Source organism: Amycolatopsis dongchuanensis, assembly GCF_039542405.1.
GTDB classification, from domain to species: Bacteria; Actinomycetota; Actinomycetes; order Mycobacteriales; family Pseudonocardiaceae; genus Amycolatopsis_E; species Amycolatopsis_E sacchari.
In genome coordinates this window covers 1-20,708 of the sequence record NZ_BAABIB010000008.1, presented here as the reverse complement: position 1 = coordinate 20,708, position 20,708 = coordinate 1, and the positions used below count along the sequence as shown (strand labels likewise).

Sequence of the window (20,708 nt, the reverse complement as noted above, 5' to 3'; positions counted from 1 at the left end):
CGATCAGCTCCGTCCGAGCACGGGCGGTGGCGGGGAATCGGAGTCCTCCTCCCACGTGTCCTTGTCGGCCTGCAGCCAGATCTGCGGTTCCCGCTCCCGGTTCTGCTGACCGCCCATCCCGGCGCCCATGCCCATCGGGGACATCGGCATCCCGGACGTCGCGGGCGTCATCGCGGACAGCGGGGAACTCGGAATCGCGGGCGTCGCCGCCTGGGCGAAGCTCGAGGTGCCTGGCACGGTGAGGCCCTGCTGTCGCGCCACGTCGGTGTCGAGGGTCGCCCCCAGGTGGCCGCCACCACCGACCCCGCCACCGCCGCCGGGTACGTCCGGAACACCACCGCCGCCGCCTGGCGCTCCGTCGAAGCCGGGCAGCCCGGAAATGGCCTGGTTGACGGTGTCCTCGGCGTCGTGCAGGGCGTCGGCGGTCGCGCCGGTGCCGTCGAAGCCGGGGATGTCCTCGATGGCCTTGTCGATGGCGTCCTGTGCCTGGTGCAAGGCGTCGGAAGTCGGGTTGCCCTGGCCTGACAGGAAGTCCTCGAGTTCGGAGGAGCCGCCGGTGAGGGAGTCGATCGCCTTGTCGGCGGCCTCCTTGGCCTGCTGCAACGCGTGGTCGCGCTGGTCGGCCGCCGTGCCGGGGTCGGCCAGGGAGCCGATGGCCTTGTCCGCCGCGTCCTTCGCCGCGTCCAGCGACTGCGGACCGTCCGAAGTGGACAGGCTGTCGAGCGCCTTGTCGGCTGCCGCCTTGGCGTCCTCGATGGCTTGGCGGCGGGTGGGGTCGTCGCCCGCTTGGCTGCCGAGGCTGTCGAGCGCCTTGTCGACGGCGTGCTTCGCGTCGGCGATGCTCGGGTGGCCGCCGTTCGCCGGGTTGGTGAGGCTGTCGATGGCTCGCTCGGCGGCCTTCTTGGCGTCGTCGAGGGCTTGTTGCCGGGCGGGATCGTCGGTGGCGCCGCCGGAGCCCGCGCCGCCGCCGTGGCCGGTGTCGCCGGTGCCGCTGCCGTGGCCGGTGTCGCCGGAGCCGGTGCCTGGGTCGGAGCCATTGCCCGCGCCGGTGCCGGGGTCGCCTGTGCCGGAACCGGTGCCGCTGCCGTCGGAGCCGGTGCCGTCGGTCGGGTTGCCGAGGCTGTCGATGGCCTGATCGGCGGCCTTCTTCGCGTCCTCGAGCGCCTTTTGCGCCTCGGGGCTCGTGCCGCCGGGACCGCCGGACTCGGTGGACGGGTTGCCGAGGCTGTCGATCGCCTGGTCAGCGGCCTTTTTCGCGTCGTCGTACGCCTTTTGCGCCTCCGGGCTCACGCCGCTCGACTCGGTCGCCGGGAGGCTCCCTCCGCCGCCGGAACCGGACGTCCCGCTCCCGGAGCCGGGCGTCCCGCCGCCAGTGCCGGATGTCCCGCCGCCGGTACCGGACGTGTCGCCACCGCCGGACGTGCCGCCGCCGGTGAGGCTGTCGATCGCCTTGTCGGCGGCGTTCTTCGCGTCCTGCAGGGCCTTCTGACGCTCCTTGTCGGCGTTGCTCGCGCCGTTGGAGCTGTTCGGGATCGACGGGACCGCGCCCGCACCGCCCGTGCCACCGCTACCCGTGTCGCTGCCCGTGTCACCGGCGCCGCCGCTGCCCGCACCGGTGTCGCCCGAGCCGGACGTGCCGCCGACGCCGGAATCTCCCGCGCCGCCGGTCAGTCCGTCGATGGCCTCGTCGGCCGCGTTCTTCGCGTCCTGCAGGGCCTTCTCACGTGCGGCATCGCCGGAGTCGCCGCCCGCACCCGAGCCCGTGCCTGAGCCGGAGCCGGTGCCCGCGCCGCCGCCCGCGGTCCCGTCCGCGCCCGCGGTGTCCCCGGCGCCACCGGCGAGGCCGTCGATCGCCTTGTCAGCGGCGTTCTTCGCGTCTTCGAGCGCCTTCTTGCGATCGGGGTCGTCGGTCTGGTTCGCCAGGTCGTCGATGGCCTTGTCCGCGGCGTTCTTCGCGTCGTTCAGCGCCTTGCCCCGGGCGCTGTCGTCACCGGAACCACCCGAGGCACCGCTCGAGCCGCCGGACTCCCCTGGGCCGCCGGACTCCGTCGCCGGGTTCCCGCTGCCGCCCTTCAGATCGTCGATGGCCTTGTTCGCCGCGTTCTTCGCGTCGTCGAGGGCCTTGTTGCGGGCGCTGTCGGATTTATCTTTCGAGGAAGAGTCTTTGCCTGAAGAATCGTCTGCGGAGCCATCTTGACCGGAAGAACCCGCGCCGGAAGAACCCGCGCCGGCAGAGTCCGAGTCGGAAGAATCCCCATCCGAAGAATCCGTGTCCGAAGAATCCGAGTCGGAAGAATCGTCGTCGCCGCCCTTCGAACCGTCGCCCTTCGAGTCGCCGGAGCTGTCGCCGGAACCGTCACCCTTCGAGCCGCCGGAACCGGCGCCGCCGGCCGGCGAGGACAGCGCGATGTGCAGCGCGCCGAGGTCCTGCCCGCGTTCGGAGTACTGCGTGCACAGGCTCTTCAGCAGCTCACGCAGCTTCTGCAGCAACGCCTTCTCGGACTCGTCGTGCGCGCGCTGTTGTGCGCCCGCGAGCCACACCAGCGCCTCGCCCGCGTGCGACGGGGCCGCGTAGATCATCACGATCGCGGCGGCCACGTTCGCCTTCTTGACCTCCTGCTCCTTGCGGTGCGCCTCGTCGACCGCGGCCCACCACTTCGCCGAGAAGTCCTGGATGGCGTGCCCGATGTTGCCGATCGTGGTGCCGTACTTCGTGTCGTTCAGCGTGTGCCAGAGCTGTTCGCTCTCGTTGAGGACCTTCGTGGCGTAGGTGTTGAAGGCGTCACCCGCTTCGCCCTGGAACGAGTCCTTGAGGCTCTTGATCTCCTTGCCGATCGCCTCGTTGATCTCGCCGAGCCGCTGCGTGGCCTTGTTCATGCTGGCTTCCAGCTTGTACCACGCCTCGGCGGTCTTGTTGCTGGACAGCCCGGCATGCTCCCCGTCCGCCGCGCCGTTGTGCGTGAGGTCCGCGGTCGCCGCGTCGATCTGCTTCCAGTCGGTGTACTGGTCGACGTCGAGCATCGGCGCGGACGAAACGTACGAGCCGACCGCGAGGTCGGCCGTGCTGGGGGTGTCAGCCATGGGGAAGTGTCCTCACCGAGGGGATCAGGCGGGCTTGAGCACGTCGTCGTACCCGTCGCCGTCCGAGTTGTTCTCCTCCGGCTTTTCCGGGCCACCGCTGAAGTTGTGCTGCTCGTTCTCCGTGTTCTGCGACAGCGAGGTGACGTCGCTGGAGATCGTGCTCTCCATCGTGTCGACGCGGGACTTGATCTTCCCCGCGTTGTCGCCGTCCGTGCTGGTGAAGTCCTCCGCGATCGCGGTGAGGTTGGTCTTGAGGTCGTTGAGCACGATCTTGAGCCGCTCGGCGTGGGCGACCACGCCGTTGCGCCGGTCGTCGACGACCCGTTCGAGCCACTGCGCCGTGTCGAAGTGCCCCGCGTTGGGCCACTGCGGTTTCAGCTCGTCGAACGCCGACATGTCGTCCATGATGGAGCCGAGCCGGTTCGCCGACTCCTTGATCGCGTCGCTGTTGAAAGCCGTCTTGTCGGACATGCTCGCTCCCGGATGCGTTGGTGGACGGGGAGAACCGTGCCGGGCCGGGGTGGCCGGCCCGGCACGCGGTCACAGCGCGAGGCTCTTGCTGCCGCGGCTGTCGGTCGACTTCATCCCGTCCGAGCCGTTCTGCAGCGCGGTCTTGGTGAGGTCGAGGTTCTGGTTGCTGCGCTCGAGTTCGGCCCGCAGGTCGTTGGCCGTGTTGTTGTAGGTGCTGGCCGTGCTGCCCTCCCAGGTGCCCATCAGCGTCTGCACCTGGTGCTGCAGGTCCTGCGTCTGCTGCTCGATCTCCTGCACCTTGCGCTTCATGACGCCGATGCAGTTCTCGATGACCGTGTAGTCGTAGGTGATCAGGCCGTCCGCCACGATGAAGTCCTTTCTGTACCGTCTGGATAAGCGCTTTCAGCGGGCTCAGCCGCCGAGGAACGACCCCACCGGCGAAACGGTGTTCATGATCGCCCTGGTGTTGTCGGTGTCCTGCATCTCCTGGTTGTTCGCCTCGGCCTTCATCGCCTCGGCCATCAGGTTCATGTTGTCGAGAACGACCTTCTTCACGTTCTCCTTCCAGGAGGTGTAGACCTGCTCGAGCGCCTTGGTCATCTGGCTGCTGCTGCCCTGCAGGGTGTTCTGCACCTCGACGTGCAGGTTCTCCAGCTGCTGCGCGATGTCCTGCGCCATGTCCACGTGGCGCTGCGCCTGCGCGTCGATCTGCGCCTTGTCGAATGCAGTGTTGCTGTGTGACACCGGTCTTTACCTCCCGGAAATTCGCGTCGTGCCCTACGTGGACCAAGTTATTGCGGACGGTCCGCGCGGCGACGGGAAATTCCCGCCGGAACGCGGACCTGAGGAAATCCCCTCAGGAAGCCGGTCCCTGGTTCTGCAACGCGGCCTGCATGCTCAGCACCGGGCCCGTGGGCAGCAGCGCGAGCAGCTCCGCGGGCAGCCGAACCACGTCGGAATCGCTGTACCCCAACGCCGCCATGGCGTTCGCGTCCGCGACCGGGAACCGCACGCCCGTGTCCGTCAGCAGGTACGCCGCTCCCGGCGTCGCGCCGGGAGCAGGCAGTTCCCTTGCCAGCACACCGGTTCCGCCCGGAATCACCACGCGGTCCGCCATCGTGCCCGCGACGTGCCGGGCGACCGGCATCGCATCGGAGTCCACTTGCGACTGTGCGAGCAGCTCGACGGTGGTGGCGTTCGCCTTCGGGTCGTACCGGAGGCAGGGCACCGTTCCGTTCGGCGGGGTCAGCAACTCCGGCGGCACCGGTGGCAGTCCGTCGCCGATGGTTCCCGTCGCGGGCACGCCGGTCAGCGCACCCGGGCCGACCTGGATCGGCGCCACCGGCCCGTCGTGGTACGCCTGCCTGGTCACGGGTGCGGCGAGGACGAGGGCCGCCGCGGTCCGGCTCAGCGGCACGAACCCGTCGCCGCGGACCAGGTACAGCTGGTCGGCGTCGATCGCCGGGTTGCGCACCTCGTACACCTGGCCGATCACGCTCGGCCGCCCGTCGACGACCGGCCCTGGCTGGCCCACCCGGCCGAGCTGGGGGACCGCGAGGTCCGGTCCGGCCGGGATCGGGTTGAGCCAGCTGGTCGTCACCGGCGTCGCGGGCACCCCGCCGTAGCCGAGCGCGTCCAGCGCCCACCGCTCCGGCACGCGGTGCCGCCTTCCCTGCCACAGCAGCCACGTCGCACCGTCTGGTGTGGACACGAGCAGTGCTTGCCCGGTCCCGAGCGGTGCGCTTTCCCGCTGCGCCAGCAGGACGGTCACGACGGGGGTGCCGCTGGGCGTGAGTGGTTGCTGGACGCAGACCGTCCACGCTCCGCTGGTGAGATTTCCCGCCGTCGGCACCGAATCGGGCGCGCCCGCGATGCCGATCGGTTGCCCCACCGGTGTTCCGGCCAGCGAGTTGCGCGAGACCGACACGACCGCGCCGCCGGAATTGGCGGCCACGAGCCGGGCCGAGGCGTAGTTGAGCACCGGGCGCAGCTGTCCGTCGAGGTAGACGTACCGCGCGCCGGTGCTCTTGTCCATCACGATGGTGCCGGCCTGCCGCCAGGACGTGTCGCCGCCGGGCACGAACAACCCGTAGATGCCGAACACCGCGACCAGCAACGCCGCGAGCAGGAACCCCATCACGACACCGGTGTTGAGCCTGCGGTTCGGGCTCTCCAGCCGGTCCGGGCTGCCGTGCGTCACGGCCGCCACGAGCCGGCCCACCACGAAGAAGTAGGCCTGTACCTGGTCCTTGCGCGACTGCATCAGCCGCTCAATCCCCGCACGAAGGCGTAGACGTGCAGCACCTGCAACAACACCGGCAGCACCGCCACCGCCGTCACCGACTCCAGGATGTCCACCGCGCGGCCCCAGTACGGCCGCAACCGCCGCCCCGGCAGGTAGTTGCCCAGCACGAGGAGCAGCACGCCGACGACCACAGCGGGGAACCACAGCGCGAGCAGCCGTTCAAGCAGGTCCTGCCCGACAGCGAGACGCAGCAGGTTCGCGACCACGGTCACGCCAGCGGGGACCAGGACCGCCCACCGCTGCACGATCCCGTCCGGGTGCCGGGACCGCAGGAACAGCAGGAACGCGATCACCAGGGACAACGCCATCAACCAGCCGTCACCGTCGACGACCAGCATCGGCAGCAACAGGGTCTGCGCGAGCCCCAGACCGACGTGCAGCGCCCGCGAGTAGCCCACCGTCGCGGCGCCGCGGTCGATGACGACCTGGTACGGCACGGGATCGATGTCCTCAGTGAGTTCGGCCGCGCTCGTCGGCAGCATCGGCAGCGTCAGCCCGGACAGCCGGAACGCCGTGGCGGGTACGAAGATCCCGGCCAGCAGCGTGACGACGAGGCCGATCGCGGCGGCCTGCTGCGGAGACGCGGGGCTGACCGAGCCGACCAGTCCCGGCACGACCAGTGCCGCGGTCGTGGTGATCCCGGCCGCGAACAACGCCGCCGAGTCGGCGACCGCGAGCAGGCCCAGTACCAGTGCCAGCAACGCACCCGCGGCACCGCACGTCAACGCCATCATGCCGGTCGCGACGGGGTCCATCATGAACACCAGCAGCACGCCGGACAGCGCGCCGTAACAGGCTGCGACTCCGGCGAGGATCGTCGCGACGACCGGTTCCGCCGCGCCCCTCGCCACCAGCGCACTGCCCGCGAGCAGCGCGAACGTCACGAACCCGCCGAGCGACGCGGTCAGCGCGTCCGCGCCCGCCCCCGCCAGTAGCGGGATCCCGAGCAGCAGCAACACCGCCGCCCCGATGCGCAGCATCACGCGCGTGCGCGCGGGCGTCCACGCGCCGGGGTGCTCCCTGACCTGCTCGCCCACGCCGTCGACCAGGTCGTCGTAGTCGATCGGCGCCAGCTGGTCGGCCCTCGGTCGCAAGTAGACGGTCTCACCGTCGAGCAGCCCGAGCTCGGCCGGGGTGCGGTCCTCGTCGAGCGGGGCTTCGCCGAGCCGTTGCACGACCCAGCCTTCGTGGTCGGCGCCCTGTTCCACCCATTCGGCGCCGAACTGCGGCAGTACCGCGGGCAGCAGTTCGGCCAGCGGTACCTCGACCGGGAGCGCCACGTCGATCGCGCGGCCGCCGAGGACGAACCGTAGCCTTCCCGACGCGGTTGTGCGATGCTGTGGACGTTCTCCGGTGGTGGGCAACTCCTTCGATACGGACATCCGGCGTCAGTGGTCCTTCCTGCCAGGGCTTGAGACCGCGACCCGTCCGGAAGCTAGCCACGCGGTCCCCTTCATCCGGGGTCCGGCGGGCGTGGTGACCGGGATCAGGGGAAGTCCACTCACCAAGGGAGAGCGCGTGAGCACGGTGCTGTTCACCCGGCGCGCCCGGCGCCCGAAGCCGCCTGCGCCCGCCGACGAGGTCGTGATCCAGGAGCCGCCCGTCGTCCCCGAGGACATCGGCGGCGGGATCAGCTCGGTGCTGATGTACGCGCCGATGGGGCTGGGCTCGCTGGCGATGGTGCTGATGTTCGTGCGCCCCGGCTCGGGCGTGCTCGCCTACATCGGCGGCGGGCTCATGGTGCTCTCCGTGATCGGCATGCTCGTCGTGCAGCTGCTGCGCAGTTCCGTGACCCACAAGCAGAAGCTGCACGGGCACCGGCGTGACTACCTGCGGTACCTGGCACAGCTGCGCGGCCGGGTGCGGCGTTCCCTGACCCAGCAACAACAGGCGGCGCGCTGGATCCACCCGGACCCGCGGTCGCTGTGGTCGCTCGCGCTCGGTTACCGGCTGTGGGAGCGGCGGCCCACCCACGACGACTTCGGCGAGGTCCGCATCGGTCTCGGCACGCAGCGCTCCGCCCTGCGGCTCGTGCCGCCGGACACCAAACCCGTCGAGGACCTGGAACCGTTGTCGGCACACGCCTTGCGCCGGTTCCTGCGCGCGTACTCGACGCTGCCGAACTCGCCGATCGCGGTCTACCTGCGGGGTTTCGCGCAGATCCAGTTCAACGGGGACGACGACGCCGTGCTCGGTCTGGTGCGGGCGGTGCTCGGGCAGCTCGCCACCGCACACGCGCCGGGCGACGTGCGGATCGTCGTGTGCGCGAGCGAGGACCGGCGTGACCGCTGGGACTGGCTGAAGTGGTTGCCGCACAACCAGGATCCGGAGAACCGGGACGCGGCGGGCCCGCGGCGGCTGGTCGCGGGGAGCGTCGCCGAGGCGGAGTCGATGCTCGGTGGGCGCGCCTTCACCTCCCGGCCGCGGTTCGAGGCGGGCAGCCCGGTCACCGCATCCGAGCCGTTCGTCGTGCTGTTGCTGGACGGCATCGCCGTCGCCGACGACCACCGCGCCGCCGACGAGGGCTACCGCAACGCGGTCGTGCTCGACGTCTCCGGCTGCCTGCCGTGGCAGTCCCGCCCCGGGGCGCTGTTCCTGGAGGTGGACGCCGAGCAGGTGAGCACGGTGTCGTTCGACCGCCTCGGCAAGCCCCACAGCCGTCCGCTGTGCCGCCCGGACAGCCTCAGCACCACCGCCGCGGCCGCGCTCGCGAGGACGATGGCGCGCTTCCGCATCGGCGAGGCGGCCGAGGCCGAGGAACCGCTGGCCGTGGACTACGACCTCGCCGGCCTGCTCGGGCTCGGTGACCTGCGCACGTTCGACCCGGTGAAGTACCGGCGCGAGCGGATGAACAGCAAACGGCGGCTGCGGGTGCCGATCGGCATCAGCGCGAGCGGTAAACCGCTGGAGCTGGACATCAAGGAGGCCGCCGAGGACGGCATGGGGCCGCACGGGATGTGCATCGGCGCAACGGGTTCCGGCAAGAGCGAGCTGTTGCGCACGCTCGTGCTGGCGATGGCGACCACGCACTCGTCGGAGGACCTGAACTTCATCCTCGTCGACTTCAAGGGTGGCGCCGCCTTCCTCGGGTTCGACCAGCTGCCGCACACCTCGGCGGTGATCACCAACCTCGCCGAGGAGCTGGAGCTGGTGGACCGCATGCAGGACGCGCTCACCGGCGAGCTGAACCGGCGCCAGGAACACCTGCGCGCGGCGGGGAACTACGCGTCCCGTCGCGACTACGAGGCCGCGCGGGCGCAGGGCGCGCAGCTGGAGCCGATGCCGGCGTTGTTCATCGTGATCGACGAGTTCAGCGAGATGTTGTCCAGCAAACCGGAGTTCATCGACGTGTTCGCGATGATCGGGCGGCTGGGCCGGAGCCTCGGCGTGCACCTGCTGCTCGCGTCGCAGCGGCTCGACGAGGGGCGCATCCACAAGGTGGAAACCCATCTGTCGTACCGGATCGGGCTGCGCACGTTCTCCGCGATGGAAAGCCGCAGCGTGATCGGGGTTCCGGACGCGTACGAACTGCCCAACAGCCCCGGGAACGGCTACCTGCGCCCCGACACGCAGACGCTGATCCGGTTCAAGGGCGCGTACTCGTCCGGGCCGTACCGCAGCAAGCGGCGGGTGCAGCACCGGGAATCGGTGGACCAGCACGTGGTCGCGTTCGGCACCGACTACGTGCCCCTGCCCGCGCAACCGGAGCCCGAGCCGGAACCCGTGGCGGAGCAGGAGGAAACCGAGGCGATGCTGGACGTGCTGATCGAGCGCCTGCGGGGCGTCGGTCCGCGCGCGCACCAGGTGTGGCTGCCGCCGTTGAAGCAGGCGCCAACGCTGGACCAGCTGTTGCCGCCGTTGGTCGACGATCCGGAGCTGGGCCCGCGTCCGGCGGGTGAGCTGCAGACGTCCACTTTGTCCGTCCCGGTTGGACTGGTCGATCTGCCCGCGCAGCAGCGGCGTGAGCTGTTGACTGCGGATCTTGCGGGCAGCAAGGGGAACGTGGCCGTCGTCGGTGGTCCGCAGAGCGGCAAGAGCACGTTGCTGCGTACGCTGATCAGCTCGCTGGCGCTCACCCACACCGCCGCCGAGGTGCAGTTCTACTGCCTGGACTTCGGCGGCACCCTCACGGCGTTGTCGAAGCTTCCGCACGTCGGCAGCGTGGCGAACCGCCTCGACCGCGACCGCGTGACGCGCACCGTGCTGGAGATGGTGAACCTGTTGGCGCGTCGCGAGGCGTTGTTCGCCAAGCACACCATCGACTCCATGGCCAGCTACCGCCGGGCTCGACGCGAGGGCCGGTTCCTCGACGAGGACCCGTACGGCGACGTGTTCCTCGTGGTGGACGGCTGGTACTCGATCCGGCAGGACTTCGAGGAGATCGAGGACCGGTTCAGCGAACTCGCCGCGCGGGGGCTGAGCTTCGGCATCCACCTGGTGATCGCGGCGAACCGGTGGTCGGAGATGCGGCCGTGGCTGCGGGACGTGCTGGGCACGCGGTTCGAGCTGCGGCTCGGCGATCCGGTGGACTCGGAGGTCAACAGCCGCGTCGCCGCGACCGTGCCCGCCATCCCCGGGCGCGGGATCACGACGGACAAGCTGCACTTCCTGACCGCGCTGCCCCGCATCGACGGCCACCAGGACAACGCGGATCTCGCCGACGCGACGATGGACCTCGCGGACGCGCTCGCCGTGCCGGGTGCGCCGAGGGCGCCGCAGGTGCGGCTGCTGCCGCACTCGCTCACCGTGTCCGAGCTGCCCGCGCCGACCGCGCCCGCGCCCGAGGCGGAGATGCGGATGCCGCTGGGCATCGAGGACGTCGCGCTTTCCGTGCAGTGGCACGACTTCGACGCGTCGCCGCACCTGCTCGTCTACGGGGACGCCGAGACGGGGAAGACGAACCTGTTGCGCCACATCGCCCGCAGCGTCGCGGCGCACCACGGCCCCGACGAGGCCCGCGTCATGTTCGGCGACTTCCGGCGCGAACTGCACGACTCGATCCCGCAGGAGCACCAGATCGAGTACGCCGTGAGCGCCGACGCGCTCGCCCAGTCGGTCACGAACGCCGCCGCCGCGTTGAAGAAACGCGTGCCGGGGCCGGAAATCCCGCCGAGCCGCCTGCACCGCCGCGACTGGTGGACGGGCGGGCGGCTGTACATCATCGTGGACGACTTCGAGCTGGCGGAGTCCGGGATGGGCGGCGGGCCGCTGGACCCGTTGCTGCCGCTGCTGCCGCAGGGTGCGGACATCGGCGTGCACCTGATCATCGCGCGCAGCACGTCGGGGGCGAGCCGGTCGATGATGAACCCGGTGATCCGGCGGCTGTGGGAGCTGGGAACGCCCGCGCTGCTCCTGTCCTGTCCCAAGGAAGAAGGCGCTTTCCTGGGTAACCTCCGACCGCGGACGCTGCCGCCGGGGCGGGCGCAGTTCGTCAACCGACGGCGGAACGTGCGATTGGTCCAGACCCCGCTGGCGGACTGATCACGGGCGGCGCTCGGCCGTCCTGGCCGGGCGCCAGCCCCGTCGCCGTCCTGCGGCCGACAGGCGGGAAACCATGACGGCGCCGGGGATCAGCACCACCAGCGCGAGGACACCGAGGATCGCCAGCACCGGCCCGACCTCGTCACGCACGGGCGCGGCGGCCGCGCGGGCCGGGGGCGGGGCGACGACCGTCGCACCCGCGGCGCCTTCCTCCGGCAGCACGGCGGTCACGGCGGCCTGGGGGTTCACCGTTCCCCAGCCCAGCGCCGGATCGGGCAGGGCGGCCGCCGGGTGGTTGGCCGTGACCTCCAGCCGGTGCCGCACCTGGGCCGCGCTCAGCTGCGGGTGGTAGGACCGCACGAGCGCGGCGGTGCCCGCCACGAACGGTGCGGCGTAACTGGTTCCGCTGCCCTGCCACTGGCCGGCACCGCGCGGCCCGACGCTCACCACGTCGACACCCGGCGCCACGAGCGCGAGGTACGGCCCGGTCTGGGAGAAATCCGCGTGCTGCCCGGTGGAGTCCACCGCGCCGACCGCGAGGACCGTGGGGTACGACGCCGGGTATGTGACGGGGTCGCCCTCCTGCGCCCCGTTCGCGGCGGACGCGACCACGACGACGTCGTGCGCCTCGGCGTACTGCACGGCCGCGGCGAGACCGGCGTCGGGCACGCTGGTGCTGGCGGACACGTTGATCACGCGGGCGCCGGCGTCCACCGCGCGCCGGATGCCGTTGGCGAGCGCGGTGGAGGTCAGGGTGCTGTCGGCGGGCGAGGTGACGCGGATGGGGAGGATCGTCGCTTCCGGTGCCACGCCGGTGAATCCCGTGCCGGGGGCGGGCGCGGCGGCGATGATCCCGGCGACGAACGTGCCGTGGCCGTAGCAGTCGTCGTCCGCCGTACCGCTGCCCGCGACGTCCGCACCGGGGAGGACGCGACCCGCCAACTGCGGCGTGTGGGCGTCGACGCCGGTGTCCACGACGGCGACGGTGATGCCCTGGCCCTTGGTGAGGTCCCAAACCCGCTGCGGCGCGAGTTGCCGCTGTGGCCAGGGGATGTCGGGGGCGGTGCCCTGGGGTGCGGGGAGGCAGCCGCCGCCCGGGGGCAGTGGCGTGGCGGCGTGCGCGGGCAGGGTGGGGCCGAGGGTGAGGGCGGCGGCGAGCAGCGCCGCGGGCAGGCGGCGCATGGCGCTGCCGGGGCGGCGGGGTGGGGTGTGTCGCGGGTGGGGGGTGGGGTCGTTGGTCCCGGTGTGCCCCGGGTTTCGCTGCGGGCGGCCGGTCGCGATGTGCGCTGGGTGCAGGGCGGGGTCGTCGGTTGCGGTGTGCCGCGGGTTCCGCTGCGGGCCTCCGCTTGCGATGTGCCGCAGGCGCCAGTCGGCGCGGTCGGCTGCAGCGCGCCCCAAGCGCCGATTGCGGCGACCAGTTGCGGCGCTCCCCGTGCCCCAGTCGAGACGGTCGGCTGCGGTATGCCTCAGCCCCCGGTCGCGATGGCCAATCGCGATGTGGCCTGGATGCCCGTCGAGGCGGCCAGTCGCGGTCTGCCCCAAGCGCCGCCCGGAGGGGTCGGTTGCGGTCTGCCCCACGTGCCGGGCGGGGCCCCCGTTTGCGGTGTGGCCTGGATGCCGGTCGAGACGGCCAGTCGCGGTCTGCCCCGGGCGCCGCTCGGAGCGGTCGGTTGCGGTCAACTCCAGTCCCCGGTCGGAGCGGTCGGCTGCGGTGTGCCCCAGCCCCCAGTCGGGACGGCCCCTTGCGGGCAGCCACCTCATGGCGCCACCGCGACGGCCGGTTGCGGCGCACCCCAGTCGCCGGTCGGGGCGGTGAGGCGCTCGGCGGCCGCGGGGTCGTCGACGGTGCGGAGCGTGGCCTGCCTGCGCCGGGCGAGTGCGGCGTCGAGGCGGGCGAGGGCGGCGAGGTCGCGCTCGTCGAGCCCGGTGTCCGCCGCTTCGCCGGGAGCCAGCTCGCGGACGAGGACCGCAGTGCGGGGTGCGTTGTCCACTTCGGACTCGCGGACGGCCAGTGCCTTGAACCGCGCGCCGGCGAGGAACACCACTTCGTCGAGCGGCCCGGGCAGCAGTTCGGACGTGCGGCGGGCGGTGCTGGGCCAGATCAACACGTCGAACTCGGCGCCGGGGACGGTGACGTCGAGGTTGGCGGTTGCGTTGAGGAAGCCGGGTTCGAGCAGGAACTCACCCTCGGCGGCGACGCGACCCTTGGCCTGCCGGAGCACCGGGCGGCGGTGGGTGGGCAGGCGGCGCAGACCGGAAACGAGGCACGGCAGGTGCGCGTCGAGGACCGGTGCCCGGTTGGCGCGGATGGCGTCGTTGACCTTCGTGGCGCTGTGGAGGTACAGGCAGACGGCGACGTAGTCGGCCTTGGCGTCGGTCTGGCGGAGGGCGGGCCAGGTGGCGAGGGCGGCGTTGACGGTGGCGAGGGCCTCGGTGAAGGCCTCACCTGCGGCGGCTGCGAAGCGGGCCTGCTCGGCCGCGGTGCTGGCCCGGTCGGGGATGGCGAGGGCGGAGGGTGTGGTGGGCGCGGCAGGTGGGGTGGCGGCCGCGGGTGCTGTGGACGGTGCGGCGTCGTCCGATGCAGCGGGCGCGGTTGCGTTGGGCTGCGCTGCGGGTACGGCGGGCGTGGCTGGTGGTTCCGGTTGGTGGGATTCGGGTCTGCGGGCGGCGGGGATCTCGGGCTCCGCACGCTTCACCCCGCCGGAGACGGTGGGCACGGGAGGCCCGGAAACCGTGACGACCGGCGGCGCGGCGGGTTTGCGGGGCCCGGTGGGCCGGGGTTCCGGCTCCCGGTCGGGATCCGGCGCCTCCGCGGCGGAGCGGGGTTCCGGCTTCGGACGGGGCTGGGCCTCCACCGCCTCCGCGGCTGCGCGAAGCTCCAGTTCCGGGTGGGACTCCCGCTGCCGGTGGAGTTCCGGCTCCGGGTGAGGCTGCGACTCCGGCGCCTCCGCGGCGGAGCGAAGCTCCGGCTTCGGACGGGACTGGGCCTCCGCCACTTCCGCGGCTGCGCGAAGCACCGGTTCCGGGTGGGACTCCCACTGCCGGTGGAGTTCCGGCTCCGGGTGAGGCTGCGACTCCCGCGCTTCCCCTGCGGAACCGGCTTCCGGCTTCGGGCGGGACTCCGGCTCCCTGCGGACTGCGGGCTTCGAGCGAGGCTGGGCTTCCGGTGCTTCCCCGGCCGGGCGGGATTCCGACCCCCGGTGGAGTTCCGCCTTCGCGCGGGGCCGAGCCTCCGACACCTCCCCTGCGGCGCGCGGGTCCGGCTCGCGGGGGAACTCGGCCTTCGGCCGGGACTGAGCCTCCGACACCTCCCCCGCAGGGCGAGGTTCGGGATCTCGGGCAGGGTCCACCGCCGCTTCCCCAGCGCTGGATTCCTGCTTCGAGCGATCCTCGGTCTCCGGCGCTTCCCCGGCAGGGATGCGCTCCGACATCGGGTGGTGCTCGAACTCCGCCGCTTCCGCAGCAAGCCGAGACTCGGCCCCAGCCTCCCGGCGACCCCGCTCCGCGACCCCCGCAGCCGAACCCGACCGCACCTCCCCCTCCAACGGCTCACCGCCGGAGGGCCGGATCCGCAGGGTGGCCTTCCGGTCCTCGTCAAGCCCGGCGATCAGCTGCTTGGCCGCCGCCAGGAGGGGTTCCGGGTCCGGGCCGTCGATGCGCAGGGTCCAGCCCGCCGGGTCGAAGGGCGCGACGCCCCGCGCGGGTGGCGCCGTCCGCGGGCGCAGCACCAGGCCCGACGGCACGACATCCGCCACCACCTCCGCGATCCCCGGCTCCAGCGGCCGGTAGCTCCGCGGACCACACCGCACCCACCCGGCCGGCGCCCCGGCGACGTCCAGCACCTCCTGGTCCCCCGCCCCCGCCGGCTGCCGCAGCACCGTCGCGAAAGGACGGAACAGCGGCCTGCCCCCGTCGTCCACCACGACGGGTTCCGCGCCCAGCTGCACGCCCGTGCTCACGACCACCGGCCGTCCCAGCCGCACCGCCAGCTCGGCCAGCCAGTCGTGCCGCACGACGTCCGCCGTACCGGGCACGAGCACCAGCCTGCTGTGCGCGCCGGGCGGCAACCGGTCCAGCACCGCCGCCACCGCGCCCGGCTTCTCCGCACTGAGGAACACCTTGGGAAACCTCGGATCCACGACGACCGAGTACGCGAGGTCCCCCGGCTTCGCGGGCGGGTCGTCCGCGCCGCGGATGGCGAGGCCCGCCGGGACGGGTTCGGCCACCGCGCCGCCGACCTCCATCGGCTCGCTCGGCAACGCCGCTTCCCAGGCGGGCACGGGAAAACGAGCCCCGAACCGCCAGGGCGGACTCGACGCCCGGAACCGGTACCAGCCGCCGTCGAAGACGTACACCCCGGCGCCACCGACCGGCACCGGCGTCCCCCGCGGCACGAGCACGTCCGCGTTCAGCCGCCCCGAAAGCTGCTGCACGACGTCGTCCGGCAGATCGGCCGCGAGCCAGACCGCCTGGATGCCGCGTGCGTGCTCACCCATCGAGCCCGGCAACGCGAGCACCGCGTCGACGAGCGCGGACCGTTCCACCGTCGGCGACGCCACGACCAGCAGGTTCCCCGGCATCCCCGGCACGCTGGACAGCAGTTCGCGCTCCCCGCGACCACCCTCCCGGATGAGCACGTGCGGCCCGCACCACTCGGTGTCCAGCGCTGCGCGCATCTTCACCCCCACCGGGTCGAGGCGTCCGTCGTGCCACGGGCACGCCGCGACGCCCGGGGCCGCGCCGAGTCTGCCGCCACCCCGCGCCGGACGGCCGGAAAGCCACAGGCGGACCGGCGATCAGGGGAACTTCCCTCACCCGGACCGCGATACCGGCCCGGTGCCCGCACTTTTGAGCACCGCTGCGCCGAGCGACCTGCTGAAACCGCGCTGAAACCGTCCTGAAGGCGGTGCCCGGCACGGTGGGAGCATGTCATCCACAGGCAACGAACCAGCCATCTCGGCGGTCGGGCTCCGGAAGGCGTTCGGGGATCACGTCGTGCTCGACGGCATCGACCTGCGGGTCGAGCGGGGGACGATCTTCGCGCTGCTCGGACCCAACGGCGCGGGCAAGACGACGACCGTGCAGATCCTCACGACGCTCATCCCCGGCGACGGCGGGCAGGTCCGCGTCGCGGGGCACGACCGCGTCACCGAACCGGACGCGGTGCGCGCCGCCATCGGCGTCACCGGGCAGTTCTCCGCCGTCGACAACCTGCTCACCGGCGAGGAGAACCTGCTGCTCATGGCCGATCTGCACCACCTCGGCCGCCGCGACCGACGCCGCCGCGTCGCCGAACTGCTCGACCAGTTCGACCTCACCGACGCCGCCCGCAAACCCGCGGCGACCTACTCCGGCGGCATGCGACGCCGCCTCGATCTCGCGATGAGCCTGGTCGGCACGCCACGCCTCCTCTTCCTCGACGAGCCGACGACGGGCCTCGACCCCCGCAGCCGCCGCACGATGTGGCAGGTCATCCGCGAACTCGTCGCAGACGGCGTGACCGTCTTCCTCACCACGCAGTACCTCGAGGAGGCCGACCAGCTCGCCGACCGGATCGCGGTGCTGGACCAGGGAAAGCTCGTCGCCGAGGGCACGGCGGCGGAACTGAAACGGCTCGTGCCGGGCGGGCACGTCAGCCTCCGCCTGCCCGACGCGGACGCACTCGACCGCGCCGCCCGCGCGCTCGGCGGCACCCCGGATCCCGACGCGCTGACCCTCCAGGTGCCCAACGACGGTGACGTCAAGTCCCTGCGCTTCGTGCTCGACCAGCTCGACGCCGCCGCGGTCGAGGTCACCGAGTTCTCGGTGCACACCCCCGACCTCGACGACGTTTTCCTCGCTCTCACCGGAAAACCGAAGGTGGCCACGTCATGACCCACGCACTGACCGACTCCGCGACGATGGTCCGGCGCAACCTCAGGCACATGGTGCGCTACCCCAGCGTTTCGCTGATGCTCGCCGGGTTGCCCGTCATCTTCCTGCTGCTGTTCGTCTACGTCTTCGGCGGCACGCTCGGCAACGGGCTGGCCGGCGCGGGCGGCCGCACCGCGTACGCGAACTACGTCGCGCCCGGCATCCTCCTGATGACCGTCGCGGCGGTCGCCCAGGGCACGGCCATCTCCGTGGCGATGGACATGACCGAGGGAATCATCGCCCGCTTCCGCACCATGGCGATCGCCCGCGTGTCGGTGCTGACCGGGCACGTCGTGGGCGCCGTGCTGCAGACGCTGCTGAGCCTCACGATCGTCGTCTCGGTCGCCCTGCTCGTCGGTTTCCGGCCCGCGGCGGGGATCGGCGGCTGGCTCGCCGCGATCGGCGTGCTCGCGGCGATCACGTTCGCGCTCACGTGGTCGTGCGTCGCGCTGGGCCTGGTGAGCAAGACCGTCGAGGCCGCGAGCAACCTGCCGATGCCGCTGATCCTGTTGCCGTTCCTCGGCAGCGGGTTCGTCCCGACCGACTCCATGCCCACGTGGCTGCGGGTGTTCGCCGAACACCAGCCGTTCACGCCGTTCATCGAATCCGTGCGGGCGCTGCTGATGGGCAGCCGGGCCGGCGGCAGCGTCGCCATCACGCTCGCGTGGTGCGCGGGCATCGCGTTGCTGAGCTACCTGTGGGCGCGCAAGCTCTTCAACCGCACACCGTCCCGTTAGGACACCGCGGCCAGCACCGCCGCCCGCAGCTCCTCCGCGCTCAGGCCGGCGTACTCCGAGACAGCCTCGGAGTACGCCGCCTGTGGCACCACATCGCGAATCCGCGCCGGGTCCATCGTCGGCTGGAACTGGCGCAGGTACCGGCACTGCTCGGCGAGCGCGATCAGCCGCGCGCCGTCGCGGTCCGGCTCGGCCATGCCGAGCGCGAGCAACAGCGCGCCGCACAACGGAAGTCCGGTGAGGTAGGTGGGTTGCGCGGTGGCGGTGAGCAGGGCGGAAACCGCTTTCCGCAGTCCGGGGGAGCAGGTGCCGGACCAGGTCCAGCCGTCCGTGGCGGGCGTGCGCGACCACCGCGACGCTCTTGACCTCCAGCGTCCACGGTTCCAGGGCGGGCTCGCCGTTCGCCCCGGGCGGCCGGACGTCGTCCAGCAGTTCGACCGCGTGCCGCCACGCCCGCAGCCCGTCTTTCACCTCGCCGTGGCACAGCAGCAGTTCCGCTTGGACACCCAGGTCGAACGAGCGGTAGGTGAACCGGTCGTCGTCCGCACCCGTCCTGGCGTCCTCGGCCCAGCGTTCGGCTGCCTCGACCTCCCCGACCTGCAGCGACGCCAGTGCCAGCGCCCAGCGAAGCCCGATTTCGTCGGTCCAGACGCCGAGTTCCTCCTGCAGCCGCCACGCCTTGCCGAGGTACTGGCGCGCTTGCTCGCCGTTGCCGAGGTGGAGGTGCAGTTCGCCGAACCGGGACAACGCGAGTATGCGCATGCACGGCTGCCCCTCCCGCTCGAACACCGCCAGCATCCGTTCCGCGTCACGCCGCGCGCCGTCGATGTCGCCGTCGCCCTCACGCACGTAACTGGCGACGGCGCTGGCACCCCCGGACAACCACGGCCACGGGCTCGCGCAGTATTCGTCTAAAGTGGACATATCGAGTTCGGGCACGGCCGCGACGAGCACCGCCAGCGCGCGGATGAGCGTGTCCGGCGGCGCGGGCGGCAGGCGGCGCAGGACGTACAGCGTGCGCGTGGCGCGGGGGAACTGCACGGCGAAGGCGTACGCGGTGCACACCGCGGCCGCAGCGCGGGTGACCTCGACGAACTCGGGGTCCGGGCGGTAGTGGGACAGCAGCCGGCCCGCGTCCTCGATCAACACCGCCATGCGTCCGTAGGTTGAGGTGAAGGTCCAGAACGCCGCCAATCCGGCCACGATCGCGGCGGCCGTCGGGCCGTCCTGACGTTCGATGGCGTAGCGGAGGGCCTGGACGAGGTTGTCCTGTTCGGTGCGCAGCCGGCTCATCGCGTACGCGGGGTCGGCGCCGAAGGGCCCCTCGTAGTGTTCGAGGGCGTATTCCCGTGCCCAGGCGCAGAAATCCTCGATGACGCGGGTGTCCGTCCGTTTCGCCGCACCGAATTCGCGGACGGTCTCCAGCATGCGGAAGCGGGTGCCCGACGGGGTGTCGGTCACCTTCAGCAACGACTGGTCGACGAGTTCCTCCAGCGCGTCCGCGGCGCCGAGGCGTTGCGCGGCTTCGGCGGTGAAACCGCTGGGGAACACCGAGAGCGTGCACAACGCCTGCTGCGCCTCCGGGGCGAGGAGCTGCCAGCTCCACTCGACGACGGCGTGCAGTGCGCGATGCCGTGCCGGTGCGTCGCGGGAAGTGCCGCGCAGCGTGGAAAACCGGTCGCCGAGGCGGTGTGCGAGGTCGGCGACGGACATGACGCGCACGCGGGCGGCGGCCAGTTCGACGGCCAGCGGCAGCCCGTCGAGGTGGCGGCACAGCTCGGCCACGGTGTCGGCGGGCAGCTCGGCGCTGGGGCGGGCGGCTCGCGCGCGCTGGGTGAACAGCTCGATGGACGTGGACAGGTCGAGTTCGGGCAGCAGGTACACCGACTCGGACGACAGGCCCAGCGGCGCGCGGCTGGTCGTGAGGACGCGTGCGTCGCGGGTCAGGGACACGAGCGCGTGCACGAGATCGGCGACGCCGCCGACGAGGTGCTCGCAGTTGTCGAGCACCAGCAGTGCGGACCCGAGCGCCTGCGCGATCCCGGCGACGACGTTCGCACCAGGGCGCCGGGCTTCGACGACCCCGAGCGCGGAGGCGACTTCGGTGGCGATGTCCTCCTCACGCGTCACACCCGCGAGACCGACGAAGTGGACGACGCGCTGATCAGCCTCTCGGGCCACAGCGTGCGCGAGACGCGTCTTGCCCAACCCGCCGGGCCCGACGATCGAGACGACGCGAGCCGTGCGAAGGAGGCTCACGACGGCGGCGAGGTCGTCGTCGCGGCCGAGGAGTGGGTTGGGTTCGTGCTGGACGCCGTGGCGCACCGGGGGTTGGAGGAGGTCGCGGTGGAGTGCCTGGAGGGCGGGGCCGGGGTCGGTGCCGAGCTCGTCGCGGAGGGTTCGGCGGTAGGCCTCGTACCGGGCGAGGGCGGCGGAGGCCCCGGCCGTAGCGGCTTCGCAGCGGAGCAGCTCCAGCAGGAGCTCCTCGTCGTGCCCACCGGCGGCGGCGAGCAGGGCCGGGAGGGCCTCGGCGTGCCGGTTGAGGCGGGCCAGGGACAGGGCGCGGAGGCGGTGGAGTTCGCGGAAGGTGACGGCGCTGGCGGCGCGCAGTTCGGCGAGGGGGGTGGAGGTGGTGGGTGGGCTGGCGGCGGCCGGCCCGGTGCCGGGTGGGCTGGCGGCGGGGGTTCGCGGCGCCGCGGGGGGGCTGGCGGCCGGGCCGA

The 20,708-nt window shown here is 72.2% G+C and carries 14 protein-coding genes and 1 pseudogene; 5 read left to right on the top strand and 10 right to left on the bottom strand.

The window, feature by feature from the left end; all coding sequences use genetic code 11:
* Positions 1-3: 3 nt before the first annotated feature.
* The 6 genes from ABFX51_RS01590 to eccD form a co-directional block, all read right to left on the bottom strand.
* The gene (locus ABFX51_RS01590) at positions 4-3,081 is read right to left on the bottom strand and encodes a hypothetical protein (protein WP_346051582.1); all 3,078 of its coding nucleotides are present in this window, start codon (positions 3,079-3,081) and stop codon (positions 4-6) included.
* A 24-nt stretch (positions 3,082-3,105) separates the two neighbouring features.
* Positions 3,106-3,552, bottom strand: coding sequence for a hypothetical protein (locus tag ABFX51_RS01585; protein WP_091510886.1), 447 nt, complete (start codon positions 3,550-3,552; stop codon positions 3,106-3,108).
* A 69-nt stretch (positions 3,553-3,621) separates the two neighbouring features.
* Positions 3,622-3,918 carry a WXG100 family type VII secretion target gene (locus ABFX51_RS01580; RefSeq protein WP_091510884.1) on the bottom strand — a complete coding sequence of 99 codons (297 nt, stop codon included), beginning with the start codon at positions 3,916-3,918 and terminating at the stop codon, positions 3,622-3,624.
* A gap of 45 nt (positions 3,919-3,963) precedes the next feature.
* Positions 3,964-4,296: a hypothetical protein gene (locus ABFX51_RS01575; RefSeq protein ID WP_091510881.1), complete on the bottom strand. Its 333-nt coding sequence runs from the start codon at positions 4,294-4,296 to the stop codon at positions 3,964-3,966.
* Between the two features lie 112 nt (positions 4,297-4,408).
* A complete protein-coding gene (gene eccB, locus ABFX51_RS01570) occupies positions 4,409-5,815 on the bottom strand; it encodes a type VII secretion protein EccB (protein ID WP_091510878.1) in 1,407 nt (468 codons plus the stop codon).
* The gene (eccD, locus tag ABFX51_RS01565; RefSeq protein WP_346051579.1) at positions 5,815-7,239 is read right to left on the bottom strand and encodes a type VII secretion integral membrane protein EccD; all 1,425 of its coding nucleotides are present in this window, start codon (positions 7,237-7,239) and stop codon (positions 5,815-5,817) included. Before eccD ends, eccB begins: the two co-directional genes overlap by 1 nt.
* 136 nt (positions 7,240-7,375) lie before the next feature.
* Here eccD and eccCa point away from each other — a divergent pair, with 136 nt between their 5' ends.
* The gene (gene eccCa / locus ABFX51_RS01560) at positions 7,376-11,338 is read left to right on the top strand and encodes a type VII secretion protein EccCa (RefSeq protein ID WP_091510874.1); all 3,963 of its coding nucleotides are present in this window, start codon (positions 7,376-7,378) and stop codon (positions 11,336-11,338) included.
* Here the strand turns inward: eccCa and mycP are convergent, their stop codons facing one another.
* The gene (gene mycP / locus ABFX51_RS01555) at positions 11,339-12,520 is read right to left on the bottom strand and encodes a type VII secretion-associated serine protease mycosin (RefSeq protein ID WP_091510871.1); all 1,182 of its coding nucleotides are present in this window, start codon (positions 12,518-12,520) and stop codon (positions 11,339-11,341) included.
* Between the two features lie 575 nt (positions 12,521-13,095).
* Complete coding sequence (locus ABFX51_RS01550; protein ID WP_143249921.1) at positions 13,096-16,014, bottom strand: hypothetical protein; 2,919 nt, start codon at positions 16,012-16,014, stop codon at positions 13,096-13,098.
* 250 nt (positions 16,015-16,264) lie between these two features.
* On the opposite strand from ABFX51_RS01550, the gene ABFX51_RS01545 reads away from it, so the two are divergent.
* Together ABFX51_RS01545 and ABFX51_RS01540 are read left to right on the top strand one after the other, a co-directional pair.
* Entirely contained in the window at positions 16,265-17,212 is a 948-nt protein-coding gene (locus tag ABFX51_RS01545; RefSeq protein WP_091510866.1) for an ATP-binding cassette domain-containing protein, read from the top strand.
* The gene (locus ABFX51_RS01540; RefSeq protein ID WP_091510863.1) at positions 17,209-17,988 is read left to right on the top strand and encodes an ABC transporter permease; all 780 of its coding nucleotides are present in this window, start codon (positions 17,209-17,211) and stop codon (positions 17,986-17,988) included. Before ABFX51_RS01545 ends, ABFX51_RS01540 begins: the two co-directional genes overlap by 4 nt.
* Here ABFX51_RS01540 and ABFX51_RS01535 read toward each other — a convergent pair.
* Complete coding sequence (locus tag ABFX51_RS01535) at positions 17,985-18,215, bottom strand: hypothetical protein (protein ID WP_091510860.1); 231 nt, start codon at positions 18,213-18,215, stop codon at positions 17,985-17,987. The two genes, ABFX51_RS01540 and ABFX51_RS01535, sit on opposite strands and share 4 nt — an antisense overlap.
* A gap of 31 nt (positions 18,216-18,246) precedes the next feature.
* Here ABFX51_RS01535 and ABFX51_RS01530 point away from each other — a divergent pair, with 31 nt between their 5' ends.
* Complete coding sequence (locus ABFX51_RS01530) at positions 18,247-18,903, top strand: hypothetical protein (protein ID WP_091510859.1); 657 nt, start codon at positions 18,247-18,249, stop codon at positions 18,901-18,903.
* 1 nt (position 18,904) lies between these two features.
* The gene (locus ABFX51_RS01525; protein ID WP_143249919.1) at positions 18,905-19,102 is read left to right on the top strand and encodes a hypothetical protein; all 198 of its coding nucleotides are present in this window, start codon (positions 18,905-18,907) and stop codon (positions 19,100-19,102) included.
* Between the two features lie 350 nt (positions 19,103-19,452).
* Here ABFX51_RS01525 and ABFX51_RS39795 read toward each other — a convergent pair.
* Positions 19,453-20,541, bottom strand: a pseudogene (locus tag ABFX51_RS39795) (ATP-binding protein); the annotation flags it as partial.
* Positions 20,542-20,708: the final 167 nt, after the last annotated feature.